The organism is Streptomyces sp. NPDC057271 (assembly GCF_042668715.1).
Classification (GTDB): Bacteria; Actinomycetota; Actinomycetes; order Streptomycetales; family Streptomycetaceae; genus Streptomyces.
On record NZ_JBHUYJ010000026.1, the window covers coordinates 19,941 to 40,873 of the forward strand.

The following is a 20,933-nucleotide window of genomic DNA, read 5'->3' on the forward strand; positions in this document are numbered from 1 at the left end:
ACGGCCGGAGGCGGCGGTGAGCATCGACGACCACGAGACGGGAGGAACGCCGGGATGACGCAGGCCGCGGTGAGCGAGCTGGACGAACGGGTGCCAGGGCGCCGTTGGACGGTGCGGCTGGACGCCGCCGGCCGGGGCAGTACGGCGGTACGCATCTCGTGCAGCCGCCCCGCCTGCGCCGAACAGCGTCATCCCTCCGCGGCCGCCGGCCGGGCCGCCGCGGTCGCCCACATCAAGGCCCACCTGCGTGCCGCCCCCGCCCCGCGGGCCGGGGCGTACTGCGCGTGCAGGGCGGAGGGCTGCCACCTCCATGTCCCGGACAGCGGCCGCCACGGGCGTGCGGAGCCCTGGCGGTGCGGCGGTCCGGTCGTCCTGGCCGTGATCACCGACCGGGAAGGCCGCTGGTGGCAGGCGATGGAATGCTGCTCTCGGTGCGCGGCCGCCACCCCCGGCGCGAAGACCGCCGCCACCTCCCAGGCGCCTCAGGCCCCGGACCGGCCCGCGCCCGCTGCCCCAGGCGCCGGCGTACCGCAGTTCTCCGACCCGCGCGTCGTCACCAGCCCGCTTCCGGCGCCGCGTTCGGCACCTGCGCGGCGCCGGCCCCCGCAGGCGAAGATCGCCCAGCGGGTCATCCCCCGCGATCTGCGGCCCGTCGTCTTGCGAGACGAGCTCATCGAGCTCGGTGACCTCTTCCGTGCCTACCAGCAGCGCGACCAGCCCGACCTGGCGCTGCTCGCCGACCTCCAGGAGCGCAAGGCCCGCGCATTCACCACCTGGGCCGACGTCACGTGCGAGGGGGCCTTGCGGTGGGAGGCCCGGCGCGCCGAACAGGCCGCTGCCGCCGTCCGCCTCCAGCACCAGCAACGCACTGGCAGCATCCCCGACGGCGGCGGGCCGGCTGTGGCCCGGCTGCTGACTGTCCCGGCGCAGTGGGAGCACGCGCGCTCTGTCCTCGCGCACGTGGCCGACCACAGCCCGCTGCCCGGGCCCGAGGCACGGCTACTGGTGCTGATGCTGACCTTGCGCACCGCGCACACCGGCACCGGCAACCTCGTCGGCCAGGACCTCACCGCGCTGGGGCTGACCGGGCCGGAAGAGTTGATCGAAAAGCTGAGCGGCTGCGGCTGGCTGGTTCTTCCCGGCACCGTCAGCGAACTGCTCGCGTCCCGGCCGGAGAACGCCACCCCGGTCACCGTTCCCTCCCTGGCGCCCGGTGACGACGGGACGGGCCCGTTCACGTTCGGCAAGAAGATGCGGCCCAAGCTCTCCGGGTGGGCCCAGAAGGTCATCTCGGACAAGAAGCTCCGCAAGGTCAAGGCCACCGCCGCAACTCGGCTGCTCGCCCTGACCCTGGCCACTCAGACCGACGCCTCGGGATGCCTGGGCCCCGCCGGCCAAGGCATCGGCCTGGACACCCTCGCCGCCTGGGTCCCGGTCGGCTCCGGCGAACTAGAGGAGCTGGTTGACCAGCTGACCGCCGCGGACTGGCTCACCGACGCCGTTCTCACCGGCACCCACCTCACGGGGCAGGTGAGCGAGCGTGTCCTCCCGCTCACCTGCCCTCTGCCTGGCTAGTGGGACGGTCGGGCGGATCACTTCGGGCGGCCTTCGTCAGGTCACGCCTCCGCGCCGGCCTCGGGCCGGGGCTTTCGAATACGGGTGAACTCCTTGGCCCGTTCGACGCGTGAGCGGTGCGGGCCGCCCGGCGTCGCGCACCGGGCGTCGGCGCCCTGGCCGCAGTCAGGGCAGCTCACCTCGTACACCCGCCACGGGGGCGGCGGCTTCGGCTGGTTCCGCTGCCGTTCCCTGCGTTCGTCGATGATCGGCTGGAGCCGCTCGTCATGGGGCACGTGGCGTACCTGAGGGTCGCGGCTCCCGTTGTCGACGACGCACTCCTGGCCGCTGCCTACCCGGCAGCGTGGACAGCTTGTCTTCATCCAGTGCCGCCGCGCGACCTGCTTGTGCAGCTGCGGGCGCCGATGTGGCTGCTCAACCGACGTGCGGGGCGCTGCGGTCTGGGCAGGGGCCGGCTTGTCGAGGCCCGTGCGCGCCTTCCACGCAGCGATCTGGGCCTCCTGGCGCGGCCCGAGAAGACGGCCGGCTTCGGCCGCTGCCTGAATCAGCTGCTGTACCTGGGGGCGCAGAAGGTGGGCGGCCCGGTTCCGGGGGAGGCGGCGGAGGTCCTCCAGGAGGGCATGTACGCGCTCGGTCGCCTCGGCGGCGGTCGAGGCGACGTGGTCGGCGGCCGCGCCGACCACGCGGGCCTCCTCCTCGGTGCGGTCGGGGCCGGCGGTCATGTTGACGTGGGTGAGCAGCGTCCGAACACGTGGGGTGTGGCCTGCGACAACAGCGGCGTCCAGGTCGGCGAGGAGGCTGCGGCGGACCTCGGCCTGCTGCTCCAGCCAGTGCCCGGCGTCCGCGACGGCGGCCGCCAGCTGTGCCTGCGTCTCCTCCTTGGCGCCGGTGAACTCGGCGATCTGGTCACACAGCCGGGTCACGACGACGGCGGCCTCCGCCTTGCGGGCGTCGGCGAGCTCGTGCAGCAGAACCTGCGCCTGCGACTCGACGTCCAGAACCGGCGACCGCAACTCGACGTCCGGGGCTTTGCGTGCCCTGCCGGGAGTCCAGGCCGGGGCGGGCCTGCTGGTACGGGAGCGGATGATCTTCTCTACCGCCGGTGTCGACAGGCCACGCTCGGTCATCGTGCACGTGTCCAGCGCGAACCACTCGGTGGGCCGTGCGAACGCCTCGGTGCCGATCTGTACCCGGCGGGCGGTGCCTTCGCTGTCCAGGCGGATCCGGTGCACGTACCAGCGGCGGATCAGGGTGTCCCGGTCGACCGGCACCGACATCCCCAGCACCGGCTCAGTGCCGTCTTCGTCCCACACCGGCTCCACCGCCTGGTCCAGGTGCACGCGCAGCCGGCGGTGCCGGGAGGTGATGTCCACCAGCGAGCCGACCGGCGCCCCGTCCGGCTGGGCGAAGGCGATGTCGGCCTCCTCGCCCCTGTTGCGGAACCAGGCGGCGGCCGCGGACTTCACGTACAGGTGGTCGGCGCTGGAGATGCCTCGGGCGCGGCGACCGCAGATGTGGGGCTGGCCGTCGGGGCCGGGGTGGTGTGCGAAGTGACAGACCCGGTCGGTGTAGAGCTTCGTGGTCAGCTGGGCTCCGCATCCACCGAGGAGCAAACCGCACCAGAACGTGTCGAGCTGATGCCGGCGGCGGAAGGCGTCCAGCTCGATTGCCTCCAGCGGCAACAACAGCGGCTCCTCCGAGTCCGCGCTGCCCAGCACCGCCGTTTGGATCTGCCGCCGGTCACCCCTCATACCCCCACCCTTCGTCCCAACTCATGCTCCCACCAGAGGCATTGGGTCCACAGCCGATCTCCGTGTTCACGCCGTCGTACGGCGGTGACTGCTGGTCTGGCGGCGTCACCCGGTCTGATCCAGCGGATGAAGCGTGGCCTGGGTCTGAGTCGGCAGTTGGATAATTCCGGCGCGTTCGGCGCGGGCCCGGCGCAGCGCGGCGGCCTCGGTCGCTGCTGCCCGGCGGCGTCGCTGCGCGCGGCTCTGCTCGATCGGCGGCGGCGCATCGTCCGGGACGACGGCGGTCTCGGGGAACGCGCGGCGGCTGAGCTCGCGCATCGCCCGGTTCTGTCGTTCGATCGCCTCGGTGACGCCCGAGCTGACGTGCTGGGCGCGCGGGACGGCCTGGTGGGCGGCGAGCGCCCGGTGGAAGCCGGGCGTGGCCATGTCGCGGGTCTTGACCGGGGTCCCGGGCGCGGCCGCCGCCGTCGGAGCGGGGAGCACCTCGCGGGCCGCCGGGGCCGGGGCGCCCAGGGGCAGGACGTGGACGGTGCGGACCGCCTGGGCGCCGACCGCCTCGTTCGCCGCGGCGACGATCCGGGAGCTGATCAGGCGCAGCTGGGTGGCGTACGCGGGCGAGTCCGGGCGCAGGTCCAGCTGCCCCGTCTCCGCGTGAAACGCGACGGCGGTGACGTGCGCGGCCAGCTTCGGCGAGAGGCCGGCGGCGATGTCCGGCCACTGGTCCAGGATGCTTCCGCCGGCGGCCGGGACGTCCCAGGCCCGGTCGGCCATCAGGCCCTGCAGCACGGCGGCGAACCCCGTCGGCTCCCGGCCGTCGCGCCGCACCGTCGTCCCGATCCGGCGCTTGGCCTTGCGGGTGCCGCCCTCGCCGCGGGCCTTGGCGGCCTCGCGCGCCTGGTGCAGCGCGACCCAGGCCAGGTCGACGCCCGACAGCTCCGGGGCCGGCTGCTCGCTGCTGCTGGTGGTGGTGTTCAGGGTCTCGGTCATCACGGCCTCCTACCGGCGTCCGACGGTCATCAGCGAGGTGCCGCTGATCAGCTTGCGTACGCGCTGGACCAGGTCAGCGCCGTAGATCTGCTCAGCGGCGGCCGGGCCGAGGGCGTCGAGGGTCGTGACTACCTGGTCGGGCCTGCCGAGCATGAACTCCTGCCAGGCCACGGCCCGGAACTCCTTGAGCTCTTCTTCGCCGGGCACATCGGGGCTGGCCTCGCCCGCGTCCTGGTGACCGCCCGGGAGGTCGTACTGCGGCTGCTGAGGGGCGAACGCATTGGCGACCAGGCGGCGGACGGACTCACTGCGCGGCGGGGTCCAGTCGCCCTCCCACTCCTGGTGGCGGGCCTTCTCAGCGCGCCTCGAGTCCCGGTACGCCTGAACGGCGCGGGCCCGGCCTTCGGCGTGCGGCCACTGAGCCGTCGCGGTCTTGAGTCGTCCAGCGAGGAACCCCGAGGGCCGGTGCACGGTGCCCGGGGCGTCGCCGCAGTCCAGGAACGCGATCACTTCATCGGCCGTCCAGCCCGCGTCAGCAACGTCCTTGAGGATCCAGGCGATCCGGGGCACCGAAGCGCGACCCATCCACGGCACCTGGCGGATCAGCTCCGAGGCCAGCTGGAAACGGCGCCCCACCGCGTTGAGCTTCCGGCGGCCGCGCTTGACCTTCTTCGGGGTGGGGGAATCGCTCTGCCCGCTGGCGAGCTTGCTCTCAGAGGGGAAGGAAGTAGTACCCGCAGAAGAAACACTGCGGGAACTACCCCCCATTGGGGTGCAACGGGCCTCATCCGAAACAGCCGTCACAGCACCCTGGTCAGCACCCTTGCGGGCACCCTTCGCCGGGGCCTTCGAGGACGACTTCGCCCGCCGCTTGCGGACCTTGCGGGCCGCCTTCTTCGACAGCGCCGCCATCAGCTCCCGGCCGGCCTCCGCGATCCCCGTCATCCGCCGCCCGGTGCCCTCACCGGCCGTACGGACGCCCAGCGCCACGTCGAACTCCACCGGCACCATCCGGGCGAACTCCGACGCCTGCGCCGCCGCACCGCGGACCCGGGTGCCCCGCACGACGTACGCGAGCAGCCCGGCCTCCCGCAGCATCCCCAGGTGGTACTCCACCGACCGCTCCGACAGCCCGGTCCGGCGCACCAGGTACTCGATCCCCGGACGGCACGGGAAGAGCTGCGCGAGCTCCTGGGCGACGCGCACCGTCGTCGGCCCGAAGCTGCGCGGCCCGTGCGACCGGTGCCGCCGCGGCTCGTACAGCCCCGCCCCGGCCACCCAGTGCACCGCCTGCATCCACGAGTAGCCGTCCAGCGCGACCCGGCCCATCGACGTCGACAGCCACTGCGACGCCTCCGGCACGTACAGCGTCGCGGGCACGACGGAGACCACGTCGTCGTCGGCCGACGGACGCGGAGCAGGAATCAGCGCGGCGACGGCTGCCGCCGTGCCGCTCATCGGCCCACCGTCCCGGCCGGGGTGGGAACTACCGCCTGCGTCATCATCAGGCTGGTGTACACGCCAAAGCGGACACCCCCCTCAGCAGGCAAAACACGCGCTTCGAGATCCATCCGCCGACCCTGCATCAGACGGCCTGTGGACAGAGCCCGCTGAGCCCGGATCACCTCCCGCGCTCCCGCACGGCGGGCAGAGATCTTGGAACCCGTCCCGCCACACGGGACGGCGCCCTCGAGGACGTCCCCGCCGACGGGGTTGTGGACGATCTCCGCGAGCGGGTGCGCGAGCCGGGTGGGCGAGGCCGCGACCGAGCCCGCCGAGCCCGCTCCGAAACTGTTGCTCTTGTAGCTTCCTACCGGAAATCCAATTTCCGGTACGGAACGGAAAAAGGGGCATGAACCGTACGCCGATCCCGTCACGCGGGACGACCGCCGCGCCTGAACCGGGGTGAAACGGACAAGGTCAAGCTGACAGGGGACACCACTCTCGTGCACTATGAGAAACGACCTGCCTTCCATATGGCTGGACCGATCGAGCCCCTCGGGGCTGGACCGACCTTCATGTGCGGATGTGCTGGTAAGCCCCCTTCGTGAGAAGAGGGCGGACACCGATCGGGTGGGGGGAGATTTCTCTGTCCCTCCCGGTCCTGCTGAACCGCGTGGCCCCTGTGGTGGGGGCACCGCGGGTGATGCGGATCGGTACTGATCTGGCTGTGGTGGCCGTGGTTAGTGGCCGGTGGTGCAAGTGGCCCTGGTTAGGGGCCGAGGTGAAACGAGCGGCTCGGTGAGCCGCGGCTCAGGACCAGCTACGAACTGGGACCTGAGCAGCCGACGCGGGTGGTTATTCCGGTCGGTAGACGGGCCGCGCGAGGCCAGCGGGTGGTTAATCCGCTTCTTGGCGCGCGCGGCCGATGACCTAGGTCATCCCGACCCCCCTTCGGAGGCCGGCGTCGGCATACCCTCATCCGCCTCCGCGACCTCGGGGAAGCGTTCCGTAAGGCCCTTCAGGAGGCGCAGGTAGTTCTCGCGATGCGGGCGGCGGGGGCTGGTCTGGCCCAACTCCCAGCGCGTGACCGCGACCCTCTTCACGCCCACGGCGTCCGCGACGTCCTGCTGGGTGAGGCCGGCCGCCAGGCGCAGCTTCGCGCGCACATGCGGGGGCGGCAGAGCCTCGGGCAGGCCGTTCAGCAGAGCGTCCACCCGCTGCGAGCGGTCCGAGTCGGACATAGCCACGCCTTCCATGATCGTTGTAACCATGAAAGATACATGATCCGGGTGATCTTTGTCGTCCACGAATGACGTGTCAGCGGGGGAAGGTGCGGCTGTCGCCGTCATGCCAGCCCGCCCAGATGCGAGTTGACAGCCTTCGCGGCCGCTGCCAGCTCGGGCAGTTCCACCACCATCACCCCGGCCTCCACCAGCTGTTCGTAGCCGACGCAGTCGTCGACGAACAGGCTCGGCTCGCGCCAGGCGATGACGACGCGCGGGATGCCGACCTCGAGGATCCGCTGCGCGCACGGCGTGCGGGCAGCGCTGCGCTGGGAGCAGGGCTCCAGCGTGCTGTAGATCGTCGCTTTGGCGAGGCGTGGATCGTTCGCCACGAGCTTCCCCAGGGCGGCTTCCTCCGCGTGTTCGCGCGGGTCGGCCTCCCGGGAGTAGCCAGCCGCGATCTCGACGCCGTCCTCGTCGACGATGATCGCGCCGACCGAGAAGGCACCTGCGGCCGGCGGGCACATCTCCGCAAGGCGGATCGCGCGCCTCATCCACTGCATGTCCTGCCACCGGTCGAACCCGTCCATCAGCTGCGCTCCTTCGGCGCGTAGCGGACGAAGACGACGTCGTCGATCGCCTGGACCTCCAGCACCTTCATCCGTGCCGTCGATCCACCGGGGTAGTCGGCGGCGCCCAGGAAACGGGCTGCCTCCGGCTGACCCACCAGCAGCGGCGCGATGGCCAGGTGCACTTCGTCGGCGAGATTCGCGGCCATCAGCTGGGTGTGAATCGTGCCGCCGCCTTCCACCATGAGCCGGCCGACGCCGCGGCGCCCGAGCTCATCGAGGACCAGGCCCCAGTCGAGATCCGGCCCGACGCTGACGACGTCGGCGAGGTCCCCGAGCGTGGCGCGCACCTTCTCCGCCGCATCGTCGACGGTGACGACCAACTTCTCGCCGCCGTGGTGCCAGAACTTCAGGTCGCCGGAGAGGTCCCCGGTTCGGGTCACCGTGACCTTGAGCGGGTAGGCCGGCTTGCCGTCGGCGACGCGCTGAGCACGGCGCTCCTCGCTATTGACCAGGAGGCGCGGGTTGTCCTTCCGCATGGTCGTCGCGCCGATCAGGATGGCGTCGGACTCCGCGCGGACCTGATCGACGCGGTCGAAATCGGCGGCATTGGACAGGCTCAGCCGCTCGGGGCTGGCGTCGTCCAGATAGCCGTCGACCGACATGGCGGCGGACAGCACGACGTACGGGCGGTCAGTCATCTGCTCAGGCTTCCGTTTCTGTCTCGTGGAAGAGGGTGGAGTCGAAGGTGGCGCGGAACTCGGCTACGACCGGTTCGCGCTGCCAGGGGATCAGGGCCTTGTCGAGCCGCGCGAGCTCGTTCGTGATCCGGCCGGAGCCGGTGTCCTCCGCGACGGTCAACGCGTGCATCCCGAGGGCGGCGGCCTGCTCCGGGGCGCGGGCGCCGGCCAACGCCACGGCCTGCCGCGCCATGTAGACGCCCCGGTCGCGGTGGTAGCCCTCCGGCATCAACCGGATCGCGGCGCCGAACGCGTCCGCGGCCTGGTCGTGCTTGCCGAGGGCCTCCAGGCCCTGGGCGCGGTGGATCTCCACGTACGACGCGTTCAGCCACACGCCCCACGGGGTGGGGTCGGCGGCGGCGCCATCGAGGGCGTTGCGGACGTCGTCAATCGCCCGCTCGCTCTCGTCAGCGTCACCGCGCAGCGCGTGGCCGTACGCCTCGTAGGTGCGCGCGACGGCGGCGAGGCGGCTGCGGGGCCGGGCCATGCGTTGCGCGGCTTCGGCAAGGTCGACCACGTCGACCAGGTCCGCAGTGTCCCCGGCCAGCTGCGCCTTGCGGGCCATCACGTACGTGCTCAGGTCGACGTCGCCGACGGTGTTCGACCACTGCATCGCCCGGTCCAGCCAGTACGACGCCGCCTGTGGGTTGCCCAGGTCCTGGTAGAGCCAGGACAGGAACTCGCCGTACTGCGTCTGGAGCTCCATCAGGTCGCGCCGGTCAGCGCCCTTCGCGTCCCGGCGCAGCTCCTGGATGACCTGGATGTGGTCGCGTACGGCGGCGATGGCGTGCCGGGGACCGAGCAGGTTGTCGTTGTCGATCAGCAAGCGGCGGGTACGACGCAGGTGCTCCACCGGGGTCGAGCCGTACGCGTACGCGGCCCGAGCCTTGCGGACCAGACCAGAAACGGCGCCGGAGTCCGCGAAGGCCGGCGAACCAACCCCTACTGCGGCCGCAGCCCCGAGCCCCATCCCCGTGCGCAGCAGCGCACGCCGATTCAGAGCCACCCAAACCACCGACCCATCAGCTAGACGACACGGGACCGAGATCCCCTCACCGTCCGACGCTGCCTGGTCCGGCACCGACAGGGCCAGATCCACCGACGACTTGGCCACATGGACGGGCGGATTGGCCACATGGCCACGCTCGTCTCCGATGCGCTCCCAGAGGCGGAGCAGCATGCCGTTCGCGCCCAAGGCGCTGTCCAGCTGCGCGGCCTGCTCTCGGGTGGCCATGCGCTCGGCGCGTTCGAATCGTCCCAGGTGAGAGTGGTCGACCATGGCTCGCTTGGCCAGCGCGCGAAGGCTGAGACGGCGCAGGTTTCGCAGCTCGCGCAGCTCGTAGCCCCAGTTGTGTAAGGGGGATACCCAGGGCGTGAGCTCCCGTGGTTTCTGTGCCATCCCGCCCCAATCCTGTGGCTGATGTGGCCAGTTCGTCCGGCCACATGTCAGATCTGGAACTTGCAGCTCCCGGGGGCCTAGAACCGAAGCATCGGTTTTCCAGCCCAGCGAGGAGGTGTGGCTCAGTGAGTGCTGTCGGACTGTTTCATCTCCAGCGCCGGCCCCGTTCCGCGGCTGTAGTCGGCCGCGCGTTGGAACAGGGCGCCGCTGCTGCGATCGGCGGCCTCCACGGTTCGGACGTGCGCGAAACCGCGGTCGGCGTAGTAGCGCTGGAGTCCGTCGTTGGTGCGCCAGGCGTCCAGACGGAGCAGCTGCTTGCCCTTGCGCAGCGCCTGCTGCCCCGCCCAGTCGAGCATGGACGAACCGAGGTTCACGCCTGCGACATCCCGGCGCACGACCATGCGGTGGACGTAGAGCGCGGGCTCGGCGGCCTCGGCGGCTGTCCAGAAGTCCGGGTCAGCGTGCTCATCGAGCGTGATGGTTGCCACTGGCGCACCGTCAGCTTCGACGACCCAGCACTCGCCGGCCTCGATGTTGGCCTTGATGCGGTCCTCGCGCGGCGGGTACTGCCACTGATCGATGCCGCGCTCGTCCAGCCACGTGGCTGCGTGTTCCCACAGGGCGATAACCGTGCGGAGGTCGGCGATGACGGCCGGGCGAATGGAGAGGTTGTTCTCGAGCTGGGGCCGGCTGCGCTCGTAGGTGATGACGTGACGGTCTCCGGGCAGGACGTTGACCACAACCCGGACAGGCTTCCCGTCCTTGGTGAAGCCGGTGCACATGTGCACGGCAACCGGTGTGCCGGGACCGAGCAGCAGCCGGTCGGCTTCGTCGGGCGTCGGCATGCGGACGTGGATCTCATCGAGGGCACGGACCTGCTCGTGACCGAGCTCCGCCAGAACGACGTTCGCACCCCGGGCGATGTCGTCGGGGTTCATGATCTCGCTGGTCGCCACCAGGGAGAGCGGGAAGTGGGAGTCGTTCGTGTTGTACGGGACGCCGTCGATGAACCTGACGCGCCGACGGACAACAACCAGCTCGCCGTCGTCCAGGCGGAGGCGCTCGCGAACGTGCCGCGAAGGCGTCTCCACCTTCACCTCGATGTGCTGGCTGGCCTCCCGGCCCTCCTCGGACATCTGGGTCAGGAACTGATCCATCTCCGGCGACAGCGGGCGCTTACGGAACTCGCCCTGCGGCCGGTAGACCATCGGCTGGCGGCCCCGAACGAAGTAGCCGCGCGGCCGATCACTGGTGATGAGTCCCTCGTTGACCAGGACCTTCAGCCCCTGCACGGCAGTCGAGCGAGTGGTGTCCCACTCGGCAGCGATCTCGGCCTCGGTCGGCAGCCGGTCACCCGGACTCAGGGTCCCGTCGGTGATCTGAGCGCGGATCTTGTCCGCGATGCGCTGGTAGAGGGCTCGTGCCCTGCCGCTGACTGCCATAGGAGATGTCTACAGGGCCAGGGAATGACTAGTCAATGTAGGTGAAGTGCTTGACCCCGTGTCGCGCACCGTGCATGCTTCATTGCGTCGGGCATTGAGTAGTCAATCTAAGTCGACTGCCTAAAGCCCCCTAGATCAGCACCACCCGCACCACTCGCACCAGTCGCCACCTCGGTGGCCCCGGAGTCTTTGCACCATGAGGCACCACTAACTCCTCCGGACTTGAGCCTTCGGCTCAGGGGCTGATGCGTGAAGTCGCAGCGCTGATGCGTTGTCCGTCCTGCGGGACCCCGGCCCAGCCGGGTGCCTGCAGCGGCGGAGAGCACATTCGCGACGCACTCCGTCCGCTCTGCACGTGAGGAGTTCACATGTCTGCTGTCGCCACCCCCGAGCGCACCGCCAAGGAGCGGGTCCGCCGCACCCGCTCCCGCCACCGCACCCCCAACGAACTCGCCCCCATCCGCATCTCCCAGCTCGCCGTCCATGAGTACGACCTGGATCCGGCCTGCGTCTCGCTGGTCTGCCCGTCCTGCCGCACCTGGGTCCCGATCAACCGTCCGAACGGACAGCCGGGACGGACGAAGTTGGTGCCCCACCACACGGGAAGGGCCGGCACCGCCGACCCGCTCGTCTGTAAGGGCGGCAGCCACCGGCGGGTCATCATCGACGTGGACGCCGCCAGGTGGCGCCGCCGCCTGGAGGAAGGCGTCGCGGAGACGAACGGGATCCGCCCGGAGCGTGTCACGCGGAAGCCGAAGGTCGCGGTCGCTCCGGCCGTCATGCAGATCCTGTCGCCGCTCTTGGACGCGAAGGCCGCGCTCAAGATGTACGAGGCCCACACCAGGGGCTGCGCGGTTTGCGCCCCGTCCGGCCGCACCCGTTGCGCCGACGGCGGCAAGCTCGCCCACCTGGTCGCGCACAAGCGGCGCACCGAGCCCGCCCGCCGCGCTGCCCTCACGGTCAAGGAGGAGCTGGCGGAGCAGCGCGAGCAGGGCCTGTGGCTGCTGCGGGAACTGAAGTGGGCGTCGACGGCCGACTCAGTTCGCCGGGCCGACCTCCAGAAGGCCCACGACGCCCTGGTCGCGATGCTCCAGTCGCTCAGCCCGACGAAGGCCGGCGGCCCGCAGCTGAACGACTGGGAGCGCGCCGACCTCATGAGCGCGATCACGCTGTTCGCGACGAAGGCCGAGCAGCTCAGTCGCTAGAACCGCGGCACGAACGCCCACGGCCCTGGCCACCCCGCGATCGGGGGGCCAGGGCCGTGGCTGCTCGTACGGCAGTCAGAACGGCGACAGCCCCAGGGATTGGGCCCCCGGGGCTGTCCAGGACCTGAATCGGAGGACCTGATGAACAGCATGATGGCACGTCCCGTTCCCGCCGCTCCGTCGGCCGGCCTCTACAGCGACATGGAAGAGGAGGACAACCAGAAGGGCCCGGAGCTGGACGAGACCGACACCTTCTACCAGCTGGTCCGCCTGCTGATGGCCGACGACCCGGAGGAGCTGAGCCGGAAGCTCGCCGAGGTCAATAAGCGCTCGTCGGGAGGCAGCGGCCGATGAGTGCCCGACCGACCAACGACCTGTTCGTCCGGTATATGAAGGCGTTTGAGGACTCGACGACGCACCTCGGCGGCTGCGCGGCCTGCCAGGCCGAGGAGCCGTGCGAGGCCGGGACGCCGGTCCACGAGCGGTTCGCCAAGCTCCAGGACGCATACAACAACCGCTCGAACAAGCAGCGCTGAACCCGGCCCTGCCCGTCGTCCCCGCGCCGTCCCGGGCGGGGCCGGCGAAGAGCGCCGGGAGCTCCCGCCCGCTCCGGCCATCCGGCCGCCACAACATGCAACAGCCCCGGGGTGGCCGCCCCGGGGCTGTCCTTCGCTCTGGACCTTCTGGGAGGCCCTGATGAATCGCGAGTCCATCGTACGCACCAGCTACGCCCCCTCCGCCGACCTGCCGGTCGACATCAACTGGCGGGCCCGCTCGGTGTGCAAGGACGAAGACCCCGAGCTGTTCTTCCCCATCGGCAACACCGGCCCGGCGCTGCTCCAGATCGAGGAGGCCAAGGCCGTCTGCCGCCGCTGCCCGGTGATGGAGACCTGCCTCCAGTGGGCGCTGGGGAGCGGTGAGGAGTCGGGCGTCTGGGGCGGGCTCAGCGAGGACGAGCGCCGCGCCATGAAGCGCCGCGCCGCCCGCAACCGGGCCCGCAACGCGGCCTGACCCCTCCCGCCCGGCGGGAGCACCGGCCAACTCGCCGCCCGCCCCGCAGCACCACAGCACATCGGCGGCCCGCTCCCCGGGCCGCCCCGTTGATCCGCGTCCTGCTCCTGGTGACAGTCCAGGAGCCACACCTCGAAGGAGTCCTTCATGGCCGGGATGTTCGCCCGCATGATCAGCCCGCTGCGCCGCATCGACGCCAAGCCCGACGACTTGGTCGTCGAGGCGTACGACCTGCTCCTGCGCGCCGAGGAGAACCACGGAGTGTGGGCGGCGATGAACGCCTACACCGGCATGGCGAGCGTGAAGATCCAGCTTGCCCAGTACCTCCAGGAGCACCGCGACGGCAAGGCGAAGTCCTGAACCATCCGCCGCGGCCCCGGCCGGAGTCCACCTCCGCGCCGGGGCCGGCGGTTCTCCCGCTCCGCCACGACCAACCAGGCCGTGGCGGAGCCGGAGAGCCGGAGATGGCTCGGCAAAGCAGAAAGGCCCCGGTCAGGGGGCCTCTCCTTTGTTCTCGCGATCCGCTGACAAGGAGCGATTCGCATGGCCAACGCTACCAGTGGGGGTGCCCGGTGAGTACGACGACCACGACCCCGGCCCCCGACAAGACGACGGACGACACGTACGTGGCGCACAGCCCGCTCACGGCGCTGCTGGCCACGCTCACCGCGCTGGTCGCCACCGTCCTCGCCCTGTTCGACCTGTTCATGAACGGCGTGTGGCCCACCTGCCTGCACCTGACCGTCGGCCTCGCCGTCTTCGGCCTGGTCCGGTTGTGCGTGGGCCTGGCCCTCACCCCGTTCACCTCGACCGACGACCCGGAGACCAGCACATGACCGCCGTCGACTTCCGCAAGCCCGACGTGATCCGCCCGGACGGCGACGACGACCCGCGCTCCTGGGACGTCACCGGCCCGGCCGACCACCCCGACGACCAGCACGACCAGGACCTCGCGCACGATGCCGACGAACCGGAGCAGGAACGGGAGCGCGGCTACGCGAAGTGGGAGCTGTGGCTCGCCGTCTTCGGCGTCCTGCTCGGCACCGGCGTCGCCGTCCTCGGCCTCTACAGCAGCTTCGGCGCCCTGTACGACAAGGCCGCGCTGCCGGCCTCCCAGGGCGGCTGGGGCTGGGAGGATCCGTGGCTGCTGCCGGTCGGCATCGACCTGTCGATCCTCGCCTTCGGCATCGTCAACTTGCTGCTGATCCGCGCCCGCCGCCCGCTGTGGTGGATCAAGTGGGTGCCCCGCGGCGGCACGGTCCTGACGATCTACCTCAACTGGGAGGCCGCCAACACCCTGCCCGCGCAGGTCGGCCACGCCGGCCTCGCCGCCCTGTGGGTGATCTTCTCCGAGATCGCCGCGCACCTGTACGCGGCCCACATCGGCGAGGTCCACGGCGCGCGCCGCATGGGCAAGATCCGCCTGACGCGGTGGCTGTGCCAGCCGCGGACGACGTGGCGGATCTGGAAGCTGATGCGGCAGGACGAGATCACCGACTACGAGGTCGCGCTCGCCCACCACAAAGAGTGGATGGTCTACGAGCAGCGCCTCGCCTCGAAGTACCAGACCCGCCGCTGGCGCCGGAAGGCCGTTCAGGAGGAGCTGGCCCCCTTTCAACTCGCCAAGGTCGGGCTTTCAGTCGACGAGGCCCTGGCGGTCCCGCTGATGGAGGAAGTCCGGGAGGCCAAGCGTCTCGCGGACGCGGCCTTTCAGCGGACCGCGGCCGAGGTTCAGCGAGTCAAGGCCGATGTTCAACTTGGGGCCGCTCGCATTCAGGCGGAGGTCGACAAGATCCGCTCCGAGGGTCAGCTGAAGATCGCCCGCACCGAAGCGGAGCGCGAGGCTCAGGCGGAGATTCAGCGCGCCGAGGCCGATGCTCAACTGCGCGAAGCCAAGCGTCAGCACGCGCTCAAGCTCGCCGAGGACCAGGCTGCGGCCGAGGCCCAGGAGCTCTTCGACGAGACCGAGAAGCGGCGCACCCTCGCCCAGATCGACCGGGAGAAGGTGCAGGCCAGCTGGGGTCTGGAGAAGCAGCAGATGGCCACCGAGGCCACCGAGGCCGAGCGCCGGATCCAGGCCGACGCCGCCGCCCGCGCCCAGCGCGACGAGATCGCCCGCAAGGCCGGCCTCGCCGAGCAGGAGCAGCGCCGGGCCGCAGCCGAGGCCGCCACCAAGAAGGCCCTCGAAGAGGCCGCTGAACACGAGCGGAAGGAGGCTGAACACCGCGCCGCGACCCTGAACACGACCCGGCAGGAGCAGCGCGACAAGGAGGAGATTGCCGCCTCGAAGGCTCGGGAGGCGGCTGCGGTCGAGGAGGCGGCGGAGCACCGGGCGCGGGCCGCTGAACACGAGGCCCGCGCGGTCGAGGCCGCGGCCCTGGCCCGGATGTCGCAGGTCGACTGGGACGTGCACCGGGTCGTCGCGATGATCGAGGCCCGGGGCGAGAGCGCGGTCACCGTCCGCGTCATCGCCGACGAACTGGGCATCTCCACCGGCTCCGCGCAGGACCGCAAGACCCGCGCCGTCGAGCTCCTCAAGGGCGGCGGCAACGAGGCTCCGGAGCAGGCAGCAGCCTGAAACGGAACCAAATCTGAGGGTCTCCTGGCCCCCACGGTCGTCCCTCGCACCGTCTGCCCGGCACGCCGCCGGGCAGAGCGCTGCGGGGGCCGGCCGCGGCCGCCAGGCCGACCGCGTCACCCGCTCCACCAGCACGGACCAGGCCGAACAGCCGCCCGGAAAGCACTATTTGCACCCCCGACCCCGCCGTTTACGGAAAGTAGCGGCGAGGCGAGGCGAGGCGAGGCGAGGCGAGGGGGGAACCCCCTCCCAGCCCCCTGCTGAACCCTCCAACCGGGGGTGACAGGGGGTCTCTGCCCCCACCTCGCGTCGCCTCGCCTCGCCTCTCCGCTACGCAATGTGAGGAGATCCGTCGTGGCAGACACCGCGACCGCGCCCCCGGACACCACCACCGCCGAGGGCGCGGACACCGACGAGTACACCGTCGTCACCGAGCCATCGGAGGCCACCGACCCGGCCCCGGAGCAGAAGAAGACCAGCCGCGGCCGCCCCCAGGCGCTGCCGCTCATCGTGCACGGCACGAACGCAACCGGAATCGCCACGGGCATCGCCTATGGGGTCGCCGGAGTGCCCGGACTCATCGCCGCCGGCGCGGCCGGAGTGGCCGTCGCCGCTGCCGCGCTCGCCGGGCGGAAGAAGCGCTCGAAGGTCTCCGCCGCCCGCAAGACCGCTGCCGCGAACCGCTCCGGAGGCGGCTCCGGGCGGGCGGGCGGGGGCGCGGGCAAGGGCGGTCTGCTCGGGCGCGGCGGTGGTCGCGGCCGGGGAGGCGGCGGCGCGGGCGGCGGCGGCAAGATGAACAACCGCAGCGGCAGGCTGAACAGCGGCGGCGGGCGGATGAACGGCCCCGGCTCCACCGGCCCCGGCGGCGGCAAGCGTCCCGGCGGCGGCCGCCACGCTGCAGGCGGTGGCTCCGGTCACGGGACCGGCACCGGCGGGCCCGGGAAGAACGGGCGCGGCCTGGGCGGACTGCTCGGAAAGGGCGGCCGCGGAAAGGGCGGCCAGGGCAACGGAGCCACCAGCCCCGGCGCCAGCACCCCCAAGGGCACCGGCGGCGGGAAGAACGGCCCCGGCGGGAAGGCCGGCGCCGGTCAGCAGTCCCGTACCGGCAAGGCGTGGCAGACCCTCAAGGGCTGGGGCAACAAGATGCGCCGCAGCAACAGCGGCGCGGGCACCGGCAACGCCGGCTCCTCCGGCGGCTCCAACGGCTCCGGGGCCGGCAGCACCGGCACCACCGCCCCGGCGAAGTCCCGCCTCGGGCGCGCGATGCAGAAGATGCGCGGCTGGGCGGGCAAGCTCCGCCGCTCCAAGAAGAACAAGAGCGGCACCCCCGGCGGCACCGGCTCGGGCACCAAGGCCGGGCCGGTGACAGGCCGCCTGTACCGGATGCGCCGCGTCGCCGCCCGCAAGCTCGGGCACTGGGCTCGCTGCGCCGGAGCCGGGCTCCTTGCCGGACTCTCCGGGATCCTCACCCTGCCGCTCGGGATCCTGTGGGGCGCCTTCCGCATGCTCACCCGGCACCGCGACCCGCTCCACGGGTTCGCCTTCCCCGTCCGGATCGCCGGGCGGATCTGGCGGTTCTTCTTCCGCCGCTCCAAGGCCCGCCACGACAAGGAAGCCAAGGCGGACCAGCTCAACCTCACCGTCAACGACCCCCGGAAGGACACTGACGTGACCGGACCCTCCCTCGCCGCCGGCTCCGCCGTGCTGGACGGCAACAACTCCAGGTTCGCCCTGGCCATGCGCGCCACGCACTCCTCGTACACCGGCTACAGCCCGACCAGCATGATGGAGGTCGCCGCCGAGTACGCCGGTCTGCCCAACGGCATCCGGGCCGCGGCGATGGCCCTGCAGCAGATGGCCGTCAACTCCGACCAGAAGTACCCGTGCTCCAAGCGGGCCATCGCCAAGCTCACCGAGGCGTACCAGCGGATGGTCAACGCCGCCTCCCGCGCGGAGACCATGGTCGCCCTGTTCCGCTGGGCCCATGCGTTCGACATCGAGCGGATCGTCGCCCCGAGGACGAACGAGTGGATGTGGAACGTCACCCCGAACGGGTCGTCCGGGGACGCGGCCGCGATGTTCCAGCCCGGCCGGATCGAGTCCGGGTGCGTCCTGATGGCCGTGCTCTACCGGACCTTCGACCCGGTCCACATGATGCAGGTCGGATCCGAGTACCAGGGCATGGGCTACGGGCTCAACGCCCTGGCCGACGCGATCGAGGCCCTGCACCAGCGCACCCGCGACCTGTACCCGGTCGACGACCGTGTCACCGACGAGCTCGGCACGCTGGTCACGATGATCCGGGCGGCGGCCGACGACGCCGACATGGCCGCGAAGCTGTTCCTCGAGGACCACCAGCTGGAGATCAGCCACAACACCAACCCCCGCAAGGGCCCGGCCGCCGAGGCCATGTGGAACACCCCCCGCTGACCCTCCCCCACCCCGAGCACGACCCGCACCCACCAGGAGCCGGTGGCCGCCCCGAACCACAAGGGCCGGCCACCGGCTCCCTTGCTGCCCGCCTTGTTGCTGCCCCGCCCCTTCCTCACCAGGACGGAGAACTTCCCCATGTCGATGCGTCACTGGGACTGGTCGCTGCCCAGCGGCCACACCACCTTCCTCGGATACGCCAGCGAGACCGCCGCCTCGATGGTGATGCTCGCCCCGCTCACCGGACTGCCCTGGCAGGCCGCCGCCATCCCCCTCGGGTTCGCGGCCGCCGCCGGAGCCGTCCACGACCTGCGCGAGGGCACCACAGTCGGCACCCTCACCACCCGCGCCCTGTCCTGGGTCACCGCAGCCGGCTGGGCGTCCTGGGCGCTGGCGACCGCGCCCCTCACCTCCACCGGCTGGGCCACCGGCCTGGGCCTGGCCGCGGTCGGCATCGCCGCGAACGCGTCCGCCACGCGCTCGGAGTCCACCCGCTCCGAGCGCAAGCGCCTGTTGAAGCTGCGCCGCGAGTCCGTCGGCATCCTGCGCGACTGGGAAGACCGCATGAAGCGCGTCGCCCGGCTGGAGAACTGCGTCGGCAAGGACGTGCAGCACTGGCCCGAGAAGGTCGGCTACACCGTTGAGATCGACCTGCCCTCCGGCGGCTCGAACGCGGACGACCTCAACGGCTACGGCCCGAAGTTCGCCGCCGACCTGCGCCTCGCCGACGGCTGCGGTGTCGAGATCTTCCCCGGCGCCCACCGCGGCACGATCCTGATCGAGGTCACCCTCAAGGACGTCATCAGCGAGGACATCCCCTACCCGGAGGACTTCTCGGAGCTGACGCTGACCGAGCGGTTCCCCTTCGGCCTGCACCGCAACGGCAAGCAGGCCATGGGCAGTCTCTGCAACGACTGCGGCATCCTCATCGGCGAGACCGACGCGGGCAAGACGAACACCCTGCGCGTCGTCACCGGCCAGCTCGCCCGGATGCCCGACGCGCTGATCTGGGCCATCGACATCACCGGCGGCGGCGTCGCCCTCCCGTGGATCACCCCGTGGGCCACCGAGGGCCTCGCCTCCGCGCCGGTCGTCGACTGGATCGCGCACACCGAGGACGAAGCCCGGCTCATGCTGAAGATGGCCGGGGAGATCATCGCCGCCCGCAAGGCCGGCTACCAGCAGCTGATGCGGGAGAAGAAGACCGACAACAAGCTGCCGATCTCCCACGAGATCCCCGGCATCGTCATCATCACCGACGAGACCGCCTCCCTGCCCTTCGACGTCAAGGAGATGCTCGACAAGGTCGCCGAAGAGGGCCGCGCGATGCGCGTCCGCAACCTCGTCTGCGGCCTGCGCGCCACCCAGGACGTCGTCACCGCCACCATGAAGATCCAGGCGAAGTGGCGCGTCGGCATGACCGTGTCCGACGCAGAAGAGCTCGCCTACCTCTTCCCCGGCTACATCAAGATCGACCCGAAGGACGCACCCGTCGCGGGCGCCGGCTGGACGATGCACACCCGCCTCGGCCCGAAGAAGCCCACGGCGATGAAGGTGTGGCGCCTGGTCGACGAGCTCACCGACAAGATCTGCGCCGCGACCGCCGCCCGGCGGCCGAAGCTGGACCAGCTGTCCGCGTCGGTGGAGAGCGGGGCGTACTACCCGCAGCGGTGGGCGCGCACCCTGCCGGACCTCTACAAGGGCCAGACGCTCACCGAGTCCGCGCAGCACGCCATCGACAACGCCGGGGAGATCATCGACGCCGCCACCCTGCTCGCCTCCGATCCGGCCACTGCCCGGGTCGCCGGCCACCCTGCGGCGGCCCCGGCCGCCGCAGTGCCGCAGGGCTTCGAGGGCTTCGGCGGCGCGGCGGAGCTGTTCGCCGCCGTCAACGCCAGCCTCGACCCGACGTCCGGACCGATCGCCGTCCCCGCGGGCCCGCCTCCGGCAGCGGCCCCGGCTGTCCCGCAGGCCGGACCGCTCCCCCGCCCCTCCCGCCCCGTCGACCCGCGCGAGAAGGGCTGGGAGCTCCTGGTCGCCGCCGGCGAAACAGGCTACGCGCCCAAGGCCCTGCACGAGATGCTCAAGCAGCTGCTCGGCGACGAGGCCACCCCGGCGCCGCGCACGGTCGGCGGCTGGCTCCAGGCGTGGGCCAAGGACGGCAAGGCCATCAAGGACGACTCCGGGCAGTACACCCGGTACATCGCCCGAGAGGCCGCCGCCCAGCAGCCCAGCACCGCACCGGTCGAGACGGCCGGGACGGAGCAGCTGCCCGAGGGCATCGACGGCGGCCTGGTCCTCCAGGCCGTCGAACTGCTCATCTCCACCCAGTTCGGGTCCGCCTCGATGCTCCAGCGCAAGCTGCGCATCGGCTTCGCCCTCGCGGAGCAGCTGATGGAACTGCTCCACAGCCACGGCATCGTCGGCCCCGCCGACGGCGCGAAGGCACGCGACATCCTGGTCTCGACGCAGGACCTGGAGGTGGTAATGATGAGGCTGGCCGACGAACTCGGCTACAGCGCCCGCGACTTGGGCGCGCTGGGCCTCGTGGCCGCCACCGCTTCGCACACCAAGGAGTGA

General features: G+C 71.4%; 18 protein-coding genes. 10 read left to right on the plus strand and 8 right to left on the minus strand.

Features of this window, described 5'->3' with window-relative positions; translation table 11 throughout:
• Positions 1-54: 54 nt before the first annotated feature.
• A complete protein-coding gene (locus tag ACFUJR_RS15055; RefSeq protein ID WP_383164015.1) occupies positions 55-1,575 on the plus strand; it encodes a hypothetical protein in 1,521 nt (506 codons plus the stop codon).
• Between the two features lie 41 nt (positions 1,576-1,616).
• Here the strand turns inward: ACFUJR_RS15055 and ACFUJR_RS15060 are convergent, their stop codons facing one another.
• The 8 genes from ACFUJR_RS15060 to ACFUJR_RS15095 form a co-directional block, all read right to left on the minus strand.
• Positions 1,617-3,326, minus strand: a complete 1,710-nt coding sequence (locus tag ACFUJR_RS15060) for a hypothetical protein (RefSeq protein WP_383164018.1) — start codon at positions 3,324-3,326, stop codon at positions 1,617-1,619.
• A 105-nt stretch (positions 3,327-3,431) separates the two neighbouring features.
• Positions 3,432-4,313, minus strand: a complete 882-nt coding sequence (locus tag ACFUJR_RS15065; RefSeq protein WP_383164021.1) for a DciA family protein — start codon at positions 4,311-4,313, stop codon at positions 3,432-3,434.
• 9 nt (positions 4,314-4,322) lie between these two features.
• A complete protein-coding gene (locus ACFUJR_RS15070; protein ID WP_383164024.1) occupies positions 4,323-5,771 on the minus strand; it encodes a winged helix-turn-helix domain-containing protein in 1,449 nt (482 codons plus the stop codon).
• 920 nt (positions 5,772-6,691) lie between these two features.
• On the minus strand, positions 6,692-6,997 hold the full coding sequence (locus ACFUJR_RS15075; RefSeq protein ID WP_383164202.1) for a helix-turn-helix transcriptional regulator: 306 nt from the start codon (positions 6,995-6,997) through the stop codon (positions 6,692-6,694).
• A gap of 104 nt (positions 6,998-7,101) precedes the next feature.
• Positions 7,102-7,569 carry a deaminase gene (locus ACFUJR_RS15080; protein WP_383164027.1) on the minus strand — a complete coding sequence of 156 codons (468 nt, stop codon included), beginning with the start codon at positions 7,567-7,569 and terminating at the stop codon, positions 7,102-7,104.
• Positions 7,569-8,249: a RibD family protein gene (locus ACFUJR_RS15085; RefSeq protein ID WP_383164030.1), complete on the minus strand. Its 681-nt coding sequence runs from the start codon at positions 8,247-8,249 to the stop codon at positions 7,569-7,571. The genes ACFUJR_RS15080 and ACFUJR_RS15085 overlap by 1 nt, the downstream gene beginning before the upstream one ends.
• 4 nt (positions 8,250-8,253) lie before the next feature.
• Positions 8,254-9,687, minus strand: a complete 1,434-nt coding sequence (locus ACFUJR_RS15090; RefSeq protein WP_383164033.1) for a helix-turn-helix domain-containing protein — start codon at positions 9,685-9,687, stop codon at positions 8,254-8,256.
• 122 nt (positions 9,688-9,809) lie between these two features.
• Positions 9,810-11,129: a GNAT family N-acetyltransferase gene (locus ACFUJR_RS15095; RefSeq protein WP_383164036.1), complete on the minus strand. Its 1,320-nt coding sequence runs from the start codon at positions 11,127-11,129 to the stop codon at positions 9,810-9,812.
• 368 nt (positions 11,130-11,497) lie between these two features.
• Between ACFUJR_RS15095 and ACFUJR_RS15100 the strand changes: the two genes are divergently transcribed.
• The 9 genes from ACFUJR_RS15100 (at position 11,498) to ACFUJR_RS15140 (ending at position 20,933) form a co-directional block, all read left to right on the plus strand.
• Positions 11,498-12,334: a hypothetical protein gene (locus ACFUJR_RS15100; RefSeq protein WP_383164039.1), complete on the plus strand. Its 837-nt coding sequence runs from the start codon at positions 11,498-11,500 to the stop codon at positions 12,332-12,334.
• A gap of 141 nt (positions 12,335-12,475) precedes the next feature.
• Entirely contained in the window at positions 12,476-12,688 is a 213-nt protein-coding gene (locus ACFUJR_RS15105) for a hypothetical protein (RefSeq protein WP_383164042.1), read from the plus strand.
• On the plus strand, positions 12,685-12,870 hold the full coding sequence (locus tag ACFUJR_RS15110; RefSeq protein WP_383164045.1) for a hypothetical protein: 186 nt from the start codon (positions 12,685-12,687) through the stop codon (positions 12,868-12,870). The genes ACFUJR_RS15105 and ACFUJR_RS15110 overlap by 4 nt, the downstream gene beginning before the upstream one ends.
• A gap of 160 nt (positions 12,871-13,030) precedes the next feature.
• Entirely contained in the window at positions 13,031-13,345 is a 315-nt protein-coding gene (locus tag ACFUJR_RS15115) for a WhiB family transcriptional regulator (protein ID WP_383164048.1), read from the plus strand.
• A 147-nt stretch (positions 13,346-13,492) separates the two neighbouring features.
• On the plus strand, positions 13,493-13,705 hold the full coding sequence (locus ACFUJR_RS15120) for a hypothetical protein (RefSeq protein WP_147986118.1): 213 nt from the start codon (positions 13,493-13,495) through the stop codon (positions 13,703-13,705).
• A gap of 212 nt (positions 13,706-13,917) precedes the next feature.
• Positions 13,918-14,181, plus strand: coding sequence for a hypothetical protein (locus tag ACFUJR_RS15125; protein ID WP_383164050.1), 264 nt, complete (start codon positions 13,918-13,920; stop codon positions 14,179-14,181).
• On the plus strand, positions 14,178-15,923 hold the full coding sequence (locus ACFUJR_RS15130; RefSeq protein ID WP_383164053.1) for a DUF2637 domain-containing protein: 1,746 nt from the start codon (positions 14,178-14,180) through the stop codon (positions 15,921-15,923). Before ACFUJR_RS15125 ends, ACFUJR_RS15130 begins: the two co-directional genes overlap by 4 nt.
• 354 nt (positions 15,924-16,277) lie before the next feature.
• Positions 16,278-18,353 (plus strand): hypothetical protein, encoded by a 2,076-nt coding sequence (locus tag ACFUJR_RS15135; RefSeq protein ID WP_383164056.1) that lies wholly within the window; start codon positions 16,278-16,280, stop codon positions 18,351-18,353.
• 42 nt (positions 18,354-18,395) lie between these two features.
• Positions 18,396-20,933, plus strand: a complete 2,538-nt coding sequence (locus tag ACFUJR_RS15140; protein ID WP_383164059.1) for a DNA translocase FtsK — start codon at positions 18,396-18,398, stop codon at positions 20,931-20,933.